Below are 10091 nucleotides of genomic sequence, written 5' to 3' on the forward strand. Positions count from 1 at the left end.
CATGGACCTTAGACAAGCCCTATCGTCGCAGGTCAGCGGCACTCCTCAGTCTTTTGATCACGCCTCGGACAGCCCTGCTCGTGAAAGCGCGAGGCTAAGGCCGAAGCTCCCAGAAGCGATGCCACCTGGCACTCACATGGAGTGAAACTCGGGGACGGCTACGGAGCGTGACACTTCAAACACTCTGTGCACTTACTAACCTCAGTATCCGCCCGATCTCGCACCGTCGCCAACGATGCGCGCCGTGTGGCCGAGCGCCCTGCCACAGGAGGATCGGTCTGCATCGGCTCACCGAGCCGGCGCGCGCCGTGAAAGGGTCTATGGTGTCGCCGGGACCCCTCAGGCGAGGTTCTTCTCGAACGCGGCCAGGTAGTTGCGCATGTGGTGGTCGTTGATGCCGTCTGTCTCCGGGGCGAACATGTCCTGGCGGTAGCCCTTGACCTGGTCCTTCAGCCCGGCGATGAGCGGCATGGTCTCGTGGAGCTTTCCGTCGGCGTCGAAGTAGCGCAGGGTGTCGACGTGCGTGAAGAACGGCTCGGGCGGGAGGTGGGGGACGATGTCGTTGTTGTTGACGAAGCGGTAGCAGCGGTTCTTGAAGGCGGTGTTGTGCAGGCCGGCGAGCAGACGCTCACAGGTGCGGGGCTGGCCGTAGGTGTAGACCCCGTCGGGCAGTTGGCGCGGTTCCTCGAAGTAGAAGTGGGCACCGGCCAGCATGGCCAGGGCGCCGCCGAGGCTGTGGCCGGTGAACCAGACGCTCTGCCCGTTGGTGCGCAGTTCCTGGACGGTGTCGCGGATCTGGGGGTAGACGGCCCGCAGGGCCTGGTTGAAGCCGTAGTGGACGAAGCCCTTGTCGTCCGGGCCAGGAACGGGCGGGGTGTCGACGTCGGTCAGCCAGTCGTAGATCTTCAAGACCTCGGTGCCGCGGAACCCGGTGACGATCATGCGGTCGCTGGCCATGGTGTAGGCCTGGGTGTCCTCGATCGGGAACGGCATCCGGTGCGGGGATTGGAAGTTGCGCACCTCGTCGAAGCCCCACACACGGGCCTGGGCCTCGATGTCATCCGGGTCCTGCATGGCCAGCCCGGCCGCCTGGGCCATCCAGTAAGCGTGCGCCAGGGAGTAGCGGGTCGTCGAGTGGTCCAGGGCCGGGATGGTCATCGGTGTCCTCCAGAAGCCGGTGCGGGTCGCCCAGCAACATAGCCCCGCATACGAACGAATATGGCCCGCGGCACCGGGCCATCACCCGTCTGGAAGCGGCGCGGCACCGGGAACGTCGTCGATGCCGCAGGCGGCTGGTCAGAACCGGCTACGCCGCACGACGGGCCGGGCCGGGGCTTGCCCGGCACCGCGCAACGCGGCGGCCGCGGTGCGGGTGCGCTCCAGCCAGCTCATGACCTGGCGCAGCGTGGCGGGGGCGAGGTGGTGGGTGAGGTCGCGGACGGCCTGGTGGTCGTCGTTGGTCAGCGTGTAGAGGCCGGCGCGCTCCAGGGCGGTGTAGAGGGGCTGGGCGGCGGTGCCGGCGAGGCGGCGGTGGGTGGCGTCGGACCTCTGTCGGGCCTGGTGGGCGGCCTCGCGGGCGCATTCGGCGACGTCCTGGCGGTGGCGTTCGGCGCGCAGCGCGTGCTGGAGGGCGGTGTCGTGGTCGGGGTCGTAGCGCTCGGCGCGGGTCTGGGCGGTGTGGTCGCGTACGCGCTGCCACTCGGCGCGGATGGCGGCCGCGGTGGCGTAGGCGGTCTCGTCTCCGGCGTACCGGTCGGCGGTGCGCTCGTCGTCCCGGGCCCGGTGCAGGGCCTGCTGGAGGTTCTCCAGGGTCATCCCGGCCGCCCGGCGGCGGACCCGGTGAGGGACGTCGCCGAGCAGCCCGTGCTCCTGGTCGTCGTCCTCGTCCGGGGCGCGGTCGGGGTGGCCCGGGTGCTGGGCGAGGGCTGCGTGCAGCATCGCGCCGGCCTGCCACGCCTCGGCGTGGACGATGGGCTCCGGGAGGGTGCCCGGCTGGGCTCCGAGGACGATCCGGCCGCCGACCAGGGCCACCCATCCGTCCAGGCCGTCGACGTCCTTCTCGGTCCAGCCGCGGCCCAGGTCCCGGTCCACGGGCGCGGGCCGGCTGCTGTACAGGGCCAGCTCCAGCCGTCCGGGTGCGGCGCGGCAGAGCGGTCGGCGCCCCGGGGCGGCCCCGCGCATCTCCGTGCGCGGGGCGGCCCGGGGGGCGTGCCGTGTCCGTCAGTGGGTGAGCTGTTTCAGGGCGGCCAGGGCCTGGGGTGCGTCGGCGTAGGGAACGAACAGGTGGTCGTGGTGGAAGCCGGCGACGACGTTGCAGCTGAGTCCGACCTGGGCCAGGGCCTCGGCGAAGACCGCTGTGAGGCCGACCGCCTCCAGCGCGGAATGCACGCGCAAGGTGATCCAGCCAGCGACGTAGTCGTAGGCCAGGCCTGCCCGGTCGGCATCCTGTTTCGGCAGGACGAGGGTCAGGCCCTCCTCCTCGGCAACGGTGACGACAGGACGGACGCCGGCGGGAATGCGGCCGTCGGGGGCGACCGTGAACACGTACTCGCCCGCATTGAGCTGCGGACTCATTCCGGCGAGCAGCTTGCGAAGGTCTTTCTCTCCTGCCACGGGGGTCTCCTCGGGAGTGTGGTGTTCGGAACGATCCGCCGAGCGCGGGCGCACGGCGGTCAGGGAAACGGCGGACACAAGGGCCCAGGTGCCCTCCAGCAACAGGAAGCCCCAGGACCCCTGGCGCAGTGCGATCACCGCGAGGGTCGCCGAGCCGACGAGGTTCAGCGACAGGGCGGTGCGCGAGTCCCCGCGCAGGAGCCGCGCCTGACCGGCGACGAAGGCGACGAGGATGAGGAGGGAACCGGTGATTTCGACGAGATCGATGCGATGCATGAGTGCGCTGCGAGCCGTCTTTGCTGGACCGGGTACGGCAACGCTCTCGTCCGGGGCGACGCCAAAACGGCGTCACCGCCGCTCACTGTAGCCCAGACGGCGCAACCCGGACGCAACCGGATGGCAGCGACCAGGACCGACAACCACACAACACACGGCCACCCGGCGGGGTCCCACCCGATCCCAGCCCACGAGTTCCGAGGCCCGGCGAACCATGCCGGGACAGCGCCGAGGTACCAGCCCCCAGTCGTCCGGGCCGGGGCCCTGCAGGAGCCCTGAGGACCTGTCACCGCTGCGCCCAGGCCAGACCCCGGCACAGCGGTAACCGCCCGCCGGGGCGGTGACGGGAGCCCTTCCTGCCCCGCGCAGACAGGCTGCGAGGCGCCCGAGTGGAACTGCGGGATCGGGACCGCGGCAGAACGGTGAGAGCTGGCGGCCCGGCCCTCCCCGCCCGCCGGGGGGCGGCCGTAGCGCCACCAGATGGGGCCGAGCGGGCCGTGCTCGGCCAGGAACTCCAGGGTGGTGGCGACGATGGGCACGGCGTCGTCGTACTCGCGCAAGCCGTCGTCGTTGTCGTGCCGCGTGACGGTCCACCAACTGCCGCCCCAGCAGTCGGCGGACAGGTCCGCGACGGCCTGCTGCCGGTTGGCCAGACCGACCGGTCCGGCGTCGGTGACGGCCAGGGCGACCGGCGGGTACCCGGCGCGGGTGTGCCCGGGGCGCGACGCCACCAGTGCACCGTCCGGTCGGCCGGCTCCTCGTCAGTGAGGGCCGGGTCGTTGTCCCGGACCTTCACGCGGAACAGCCCGCGGTAGGCGGTGAACTTCGCCGCCACCCGGGCCGGCGCCATCGTGGCGCGGTCGACCTCCACCATCAGCACCGGCACCCCGACCTCCGGGGCCTGCCACACACCTGCTGCGAGTGGCACGCGAGTAGCGGACTGGCAGGGCTGTCAGCCGGGGCTGCCCAGGTCGAGGGTCCAGAGCAGGCCGTCCGTGTTGGGGGCGGTGCCGACACCGGCGTCGGTGTACTGGCAGTCGAGCATGTTCTGCTGGTGGATCGCGCCGTCCGACCAGTCCTTCAGCACCGTGTTCGGCGAGCTCGTGTCCCGGTCGAGGTTCTCGGCCCACGCACTCCACTGGTAGCCGGCAGCGGTCATGCGGTCGTCGGCGTGCTCGCCGCGCGGGTCGACGTGGTCGAAGTAGCCGGCGGCGGCCATGTCGTCGGAATGCCCCTGCGCGGCCGCGTGCAGGCGCCGGTTGACGCGCAGCGGCCTGCAGCCGTTCTTCGTCCGTTGGAGGTTGATCAGGTCGACGAGTTGCTGTTCGAGGGTCTTGCGAGGCGCGGACGGGGTGGTGGCGGCCTCCGGAGAAGCGGTGGTGGCGGGCGGCGGTGAAGCGGTGGTGGCGGGCGGCGGTGAAGCGGTGGTGGCGGGCGGCGGGGACGGGGACTCGGTGGCCGATGGTATGGGAGACGGCGTGGTGGGGGCTGGCGCCGGGGGTGCGAGTGTGACCGAGACCGACGGGGCGGACGCGGCGTGGTCCGGGTCGGGTCGGAGGATCTGCACTCCGGCGAGGACGGTCAAGGCGGCCGCGACTCCCGTGGCTGCCTTGGCCGCCCTGACCGCTCGCCCATCGCGCGGGTGGAGCCTGCGTGTCGGGGCGGGCGACCGTGTCGGCGCGGGCGCCGTGCGGGAGGGTGCCGGCTGTGCGGCCGTGGTGGCGAACGCGGCCAGGTGCTGTGAGGCGGCCAGGTGCGGTGGCGGGAGCAGCAGCGGGAGGCCGGCGAGGAGTCCCTCGACCGGTACCAGAGTGTGCTGGTGCCCGGCGCAGTGCGGGCAGTTGCGGATGTGCCTGGCGATGCGTTTGCGCCACAGAACGGCTGGCTTCCCGTCCCAGGCCGTGGTGTGCGCCGAGAGTTCGGCGCACGGCGGGTCGGCGGCGAGTGCTCGCACCACCTGGCGGCCGATCTCCAGTTGTTCCTTCATCCGCTGGACGCGTACGGCGGTGTGCTGCGGTGTGAGGCCGAGGGCCGCCGCCAGTTCGGCCCGCGTGAGCTCGCCGCCGGTCTCCAGCCACCAGAGGGAGAGCAGGTCGCGCTCGCGCTCGTCCAGCCAGCGGGTGGCCTCGGCGACCTCCTTGCGCTGGCCGGTCAGGCCGAGTCGCAGGATGGTCAGGTCCACGAAGTCGGCGGCCGGATCGACGACCTGCGTCAGCTCCTGCAGACCCGGCACGGGTGCCGCCTTCCGGGCCGTCCAGCGTCGACGGACCTCGTTCATCGCCACCGCCACCAGCCAGGACCGGAAGGAGGACGGCTCGCGCAGCGCGTCCAGGGAGTTGACGACGCGGAGCATGGTCTCCTGCACCACGTCGTCCACATCCGCATGGCCGTCCAGCGCGCGGCCGACGACGTTGTAGACCAGCGGCAGGTGGTCGGCTATCAACCGTTCCCGGGCCGCCGCGTCCCCTGCCTGCGCCGCGGTGACCGTCTCGCTGCCGCTTTCACTGTTCATCAACGTCCGACGTCCTCACCTGGATGATCGTTCCTCCCGCGCCGTGTGAGACCCCGGCGGGAGGGGGAAAATAACAGGAATCGAGCCGGCGGTGGGCTCACCGTCCGTTCACTGGGGACGGGCGAAGTCCTCGGTCCACCAGGGCCCGTTGGCGCTGAGGTTCACGCCGACGCCGGTCTGGGTGAAGACGCAGTCCAGGATGTTGTCGCGGTGTGCGGGGCTGTTCATCCAGCCGTCCATGGCCGTGGCGGGGTCTTTCGGGCTCTGGTAGATGTTCTCGCCCCAGTTCTGCCAGCCGTACCCGGCGTTGGTTATCCGGGTGCCGGGGTCGACGCCTTCCGGGGTGTCGTGCTCGTAGTAGTTACGCGCGGCCATGTCGTCGGAGTGCTCCTGCGCCACGGCCTGCAGCTTCGCGTTCACGGTGAGCGGCTTGCAGCCGGCCTTGGCACGTTCGGCGTTGACCGCGTCGACGATCTGCTGGGCGAACCGGGCAGCGGTACCGGTCGCCGGTGTCCCCGCGACCGGCGCACTGTGCGTGACGGACCCAGTGGGCTTGCGGCCCGCCGGAATCGCCGGGGCACTGCTCGCCGGCCTCGCCTGGGTCTTCCGAACGGTAGGCGTACCGCTCGACGTACCGGTCGGCATGCCACTCGCCGGCGGGATCGCCGCGCCACTCGCCGACGGGGTCGCCGCACCACTCGCCGTCGCGGTCGCAGTGACCGCCCAACTCGGCGAACCGGTCGGCTGAACCGAGGAAACGGACACGACACCGTCCCCCGGCGACAACACCCCGGCCGCGGCGGACGGCGAAGCAGACCCACCCCCCGAAGACGCCGCAGCAGCGAGCACCCCACCCGTGACCGCAACCAACCCCACAACCCCCGCAACCGCCGCCAGCCGACGCGGCCGCCCCACAGCCCGCCGCCGACCACACCCCCGCCCGTGCCGCGACACCCCCGACCCGCCACCGCCCGCAGCATCCGACTCGGACACCACCGCATCGATCACCACGGTCTCGAACTCACTACTCATGGATCCGCCTTCGCTCCCCGCCGACGCGTCGTTCACGCCGACCCCCAGGAGACCGACGAACCGGACCCCGATAACAAAATCCGAAAAGCAGTTCTCGCACCCCAGCCCCACCTGCTGGTCCGTCCACCGGGACCCCGCTCCGCCGACAGATCCGCGGTGACCCACCCGGCCAGGGCGACAAGGAGCGGACCGCAGTCGCAACCCCGGGTCTCCGGGGCAGGTCGGTGTGCGATCTACGATGATCAGGTGGCAGACAAGAGCGGTACACCCGACCTGATGGCGACCGGGACGACAGGAAAGGCGGCCGGCATGACGGGGGGCGGGTCGGGCGGCGCGATGGAGGTCGAGCAGACCCTGGTGGCCACGCCGGTGGGGGATGCGCGGATCAGCTGGCACCGGCCGCTCGGCCCGGCCCGCGCCGTGCTCGGCCTCGGGCACGGCACCGGGCGCGGGATCGAGGCGGCGGACCTGGCCGCACTGGCCGCCGCGCTGCCCGCGCACGGGATCACCGTGGCGCTGGTCGAGCAGCCCTGGAAGGTGGCCGGCGAGAAGGAAGCGCCCGAGCCGCAGACGCTGGACACGGGCTGGGTGCCGGTCGCCGAGCGGCTGGCCGCCGAGGGCGTACCGCTGGTGGTCGGCGGCCGCAGCGCCGGAGCCCGGGTGGCCTGCCGGACCGCCGCGGCGAGCGGCGCGGCGGCCGTGCTGGCGATGGCCTTCCCACTGCACCCGCCGGGCCAGCCGGAGGACTCGCGGGCCGCGGAACTGCTCGGCAGCGGGCTACCGACGCTGGTCGTACAGGGCGAGAAAGACCCGTACGGCGGGCCGGAGGAGTTCCCCGCCCTGCCAGCCGGCTGGCGCCTGGCCGACGTGCCGGCGGCGGACCACGTCTTCGCGGCGCCCGCCTCGGCGCCACTGCCGGCAACCGAGACGCTGACACTGATCACCCGGACAGTCACGACCTGGCTGGCAGGCCTGGCGCTCTAACGAAGCGGCTGCGTCAGCCCGTCAAGATCTCTCGGCAATCGGTCAAGATCGCCTTTCAGAGGACACCCTGACCCGTCTCACCGAAGCTTGACCGCCTGCCGGCCGTGGACTCGCTTTCGTTCTCCGTCGCGAAGGACTCGGGGTGAAGCCGGGCCAGGAGTGCCAGCGCGTGGCCTTGCCGGATCAGAAGATCACAGCTCGATGTTGCCGAACCGGTCAGGGGGCGAGGACCGACGCGGCGGTGATACGCCAACCTTCTGCGGTCCGTGCGACCAGGTAGAGGACCCGGGTGCGCTGGAACTCGCTACCCGCCCGGGTGTACCGGGCCCAGGTCACCTCGATGAGCGCCGACCGGTCGTTGAGCACGCGGATCATCTGGTCGAGCGCCTGGCTGCTGCCGTAGTCGGCTTCGCACAGTGCCAGGATTTCCTGGCCGAGTGCCGCGGTCAATTGCTCCGTCGTGGTGACGGTCAGGTGGGCGGTGGAGGTGGTCATCGTGAGGGGGACCGCGAAGTACTCCAGCAACGGGGTCGCATCGGTCGCGCCGGAACCCGCGAGTTCGATGAAGGTCGTCGCATACCGCTCGAACCACTGCTTCGCGTTCTCCTCGACGAGCGACAGGTCTGTACGGGACAAGGTGAACATCTCCTCGGTGTGGTGGGATACGGGCCGCCTGGGCCGGCGCGGTGAAACGCGCCGGACCCCGGTGGCGGTTTCTGTTTGCGTTGAGTTCTCTAGGCGATCCACGCGCCGGTGAGCGCCTGGACGGCCGAGCCGTCGCCGTCGTTAAGCTTCACGGCGGTGAACGCGCGCGCGGCATCCGAGGTCTGCACCCGGAAGGCGGGCCGCTGGGCCTCCAGCAGTTCGACGATGCTTTCCGCCGCGCCCTGCGGCGTCTGCGCGGCGGCGAAGGCGTCGCGGGTACGGGCCAGGTAGGCGGTCAGCGCGGGCGCGTACGGGCCAGCCTGCTCCAGCGCAGTGTCACGGCCACCCACGTTGCTGACGAACTCACTGGCCACCGCGCCCGGCTCGACCACGCTGACGGACACACCGGTGGTGGCCGCGACCGGGGCGAGGGACTCCATGAAGCCCTCGACGGCGAACTTGGCCGCGCAGTAGGCCTCGTTGAAGGGCTGGCCGATCACGCCGCCCACGCTGGTCACGGTCACCACGCGGCCCTTGCTCGCCCGCAGCAGCGGCAGGGCGGCCTTGGTGACGTTGAGGACGCCGAAGAAGTTGACCTCCATGACGGCGCGCACGTCCTCGACGCTCCCCTGCTCCAGCGTGCCGAGGTGGCCCGCGCCGGCGTTGTTGACCAGCGCGTCCAGACGGTCGAGGCCGGCAAGGCATGCCTCGACCGAGGCCGGGTCGGTCACATCCAGCGCGCGGACCTCGACGGCCACCCCGGCCTCCTGCGCCGCCGCGAGCAGCGCGCCCGCCTTGGCGGTGTCGCGCATGGTGGCGATCACCTGCCAGCCGCTGCGCGCGGCGGCGACGGCGGTGGCCAGGCCGATACCGGAGGAGGTCCCGGTGATCAGGACGGTCTTGGTGCTCATCGCTCAAAGATCCTTTACTTATGACTCATAACTACTATCATCCATAACTATGAAGAACGATATTTCACTTTGTCAAGCACATCGGTAGACTCGACCCCATGCCCAAGTCATCGGATGAGCTGACCGAGGAGGTCATCAGCCTCTTCGCAGCCGTCAACCGCCGCTACGCCCAGGAGTCCGAGGCCGCCGCCACCACCCACGAGCTGACCCCGCTCCAGGCCAAGGCGCTGCTCGCCGCCGAGGAACCGGTCCCGATGCGCCGCATCGCCGACCGCCTGCACGCGGAGCCCTCCAACGTCACCCCGATCATCGACCGCCTGGAGTCCCGCGACCTGGTCGAGCGCACCCCCGACCCCGGCGACCGCCGCGTCAAGCTCGTCGCAGCCACCACGGCCGGCCGCACCGTCATCGCCGACCTCCGAGCCCGCATGCCCTTCGCCACCGCCCCGCTGGATCGGCTCACCACGGAGCAACGCGAGTCCCTGCGCGACCTCCTGCGACTGATGCTGGAGACATGACAGCGGCCGCCGCGGACTCCAGCCCGACATCGACGACCCCGGCGGACCGGACCGGATCCTGTCCGTCGCCTCTGCCACGTTCACTGAGACACATGGCGCGCCGTTCGCCAGCTTCGTCGGTTCACCGAGACCGAACAACGGACGGATCCAGCAACCGGTCGAACTTCGATGAGACGAACTCGCCAGTAGTCAAACTCCGCTGAGACTGGTGAAACTTCGCTGCGACGGGTCACCCATCCCGACGCCCGGGACGGACATCAAGGTGTCAGTCCCGCTCCCACCAATGCTCTGACCTGCGCGTTATTGCTCCGTGACCAAGCCGCCAAGGCACCGGCGAGTCGTCCGGGGCGGGCATCAAGGTAACGGCGGGGCGCAGCTGAGACCGTGAGCCGCCCGAAGGACGCGAAGGGTCGGAGTGGGCAGCACCAGCGGGCCCAGGCCCTTCGCGGCACAGGCCTGCACGCACCCCGGGTGACCGCCGGCCCCTCGACTCCAGGGCACAACGCTAGGCCCGTACTTCGCGGGTCGTTGAATCGAATGGTTCGGGCCCGGGAACGGTGTCCAAGGCCGCCCCGGTGGCGTTGGATTGGGTGTGTCGAT

10 protein-coding genes, 1 pseudogene and 1 riboswitch are annotated in these 10091 nt (G+C 71.0%); of the genes and pseudogenes, 3 read left to right on the plus strand and 8 right to left on the minus strand.

Features of this window, described 5'->3' with window-relative positions:
• Nucleotides 1-339 precede the first annotated feature (339 nt).
• From ABD369_RS39295 to ABD369_RS39315, 6 genes and pseudogenes are all read right to left on the minus strand, one after another.
• Nucleotides 340-1158 (minus strand): lipase family protein, encoded by an 819-nt coding sequence (locus ABD369_RS39295; protein ID WP_344641442.1) that lies wholly within the window; start codon nt 1156-1158, stop codon nt 340-342.
• Nucleotides 1159-1296: 138 nt separating this feature from the next.
• Nucleotides 1297-2181 carry a hypothetical protein gene (locus tag ABD369_RS39300; protein ID WP_344641443.1) on the minus strand — a complete coding sequence of 295 codons (885 nt, stop codon included), beginning with the start codon at nt 2179-2181 and terminating at the stop codon, nt 1297-1299.
• A 39-nt stretch (nt 2182-2220) separates the two neighbouring features.
• Nucleotides 2221-2613: an ACT domain-containing protein gene (locus ABD369_RS39305; protein WP_344641449.1), complete on the minus strand. Its 393-nt coding sequence runs from the start codon at nt 2611-2613 to the stop codon at nt 2221-2223.
• 63 nt (nt 2614-2676) lie between these two features.
• A pseudogene (locus tag ABD369_RS41485) lies at nt 2677-2889 on the minus strand (CBU_0592 family membrane protein); the annotation flags it as partial.
• Nucleotides 2890-2897: 8 nt separating this feature from the next.
• A riboswitch (guanidine-III (ykkC-III) riboswitch) is annotated at nt 2898-2968 on the minus strand.
• 873 nt (nt 2969-3841) lie between these two features.
• Nucleotides 3842-5401, minus strand: coding sequence for a sigma-70 family RNA polymerase sigma factor (locus ABD369_RS39310; RefSeq protein ID WP_344641444.1), 1560 nt, complete (start codon nt 5399-5401; stop codon nt 3842-3844).
• 108 nt (nt 5402-5509) lie between these two features.
• Nucleotides 5510-6046: a CAP domain-containing protein gene (locus tag ABD369_RS39315; protein ID WP_344641445.1), complete on the minus strand. Its 537-nt coding sequence runs from the start codon at nt 6044-6046 to the stop codon at nt 5510-5512.
• On the opposite strand from ABD369_RS39315, the gene ABD369_RS39320 reads away from it, so the two are divergent.
• Complete coding sequence (locus ABD369_RS39320) at nt 5955-6149, plus strand: hypothetical protein (RefSeq protein ID WP_344641451.1); 195 nt, start codon at nt 5955-5957, stop codon at nt 6147-6149. The two genes, ABD369_RS39315 and ABD369_RS39320, sit on opposite strands and share 92 nt — an antisense overlap.
• Before the next feature lie 593 nt (nt 6150-6742).
• Nucleotides 6743-7417 carry an alpha/beta hydrolase family protein gene (locus ABD369_RS39325; protein WP_425557882.1) on the plus strand — a complete coding sequence of 225 codons (675 nt, stop codon included), beginning with the start codon at nt 6743-6745 and terminating at the stop codon, nt 7415-7417.
• 216 nt (nt 7418-7633) lie between these two features.
• Here the strand turns inward: ABD369_RS39325 and ABD369_RS39330 are convergent, their stop codons facing one another.
• Both ABD369_RS39330 and ABD369_RS39335 read right to left on the minus strand, forming a co-directional pair.
• Nucleotides 7634-8053, minus strand: a complete 420-nt coding sequence (locus ABD369_RS39330; protein WP_344641446.1) for a DUF6841 family protein — start codon at nt 8051-8053, stop codon at nt 7634-7636.
• 98 nt (nt 8054-8151) lie between these two features.
• On the minus strand, nt 8152-8973 hold the full coding sequence (locus tag ABD369_RS39335; protein ID WP_344641447.1) for an SDR family NAD(P)-dependent oxidoreductase: 822 nt from the start codon (nt 8971-8973) through the stop codon (nt 8152-8154).
• Between the two features lie 98 nt (nt 8974-9071).
• Here ABD369_RS39335 and ABD369_RS39340 point away from each other — a divergent pair, with 98 nt between their 5' ends.
• Complete coding sequence (locus tag ABD369_RS39340) at nt 9072-9491, plus strand: MarR family winged helix-turn-helix transcriptional regulator (RefSeq protein WP_344641448.1); 420 nt, start codon at nt 9072-9074, stop codon at nt 9489-9491.
• The last annotated feature ends 600 nt before the right edge of the window (nt 9492-10091 follow it).

The organism is Kitasatospora cystarginea (assembly GCF_039533515.1).
Classification (GTDB): domain Bacteria; phylum Actinomycetota; class Actinomycetes; order Streptomycetales; family Streptomycetaceae; genus Kitasatospora; species Kitasatospora cystarginea.

Coding starts and splice junctions, on each gene's coding strand:
- ABD369_RS39300 (WP_344641443.1), bottom strand. CDS start 2,181: ATGCGCGGGGCCGCCCCGGGGCGCCGACCGCTCTGCCGCGCCGCACCC.
- ABD369_RS39325 (WP_425557882.1), top strand. CDS start 6,743: ATGACGGGGGGCGGGTCGGGCGGCGCGATGGAGGTCGAGCAGACCCTG.
- ABD369_RS39315 (WP_344641445.1), bottom strand. CDS start 6,046: ATGCCGACCGGTACGTCGAGCGGTACGCCTACCGTTCGGAAGACCCAG.
- ABD369_RS39335 (WP_344641447.1), bottom strand. CDS start 8,973: ATGAGCACCAAGACCGTCCTGATCACCGGGACCTCCTCCGGTATCGGC.
- ABD369_RS39310 (WP_344641444.1), bottom strand. CDS start 5,401: ATGAACAGTGAAAGCGGCAGCGAGACGGTCACCGCGGCGCAGGCAGGG.
- ABD369_RS39340 (WP_344641448.1), top strand. CDS start 9,072: ATGCCCAAGTCATCGGATGAGCTGACCGAGGAGGTCATCAGCCTCTTC.
- ABD369_RS39295 (WP_344641442.1), bottom strand. CDS start 1,158: ATGACCATCCCGGCCCTGGACCACTCGACGACCCGCTACTCCCTGGCG.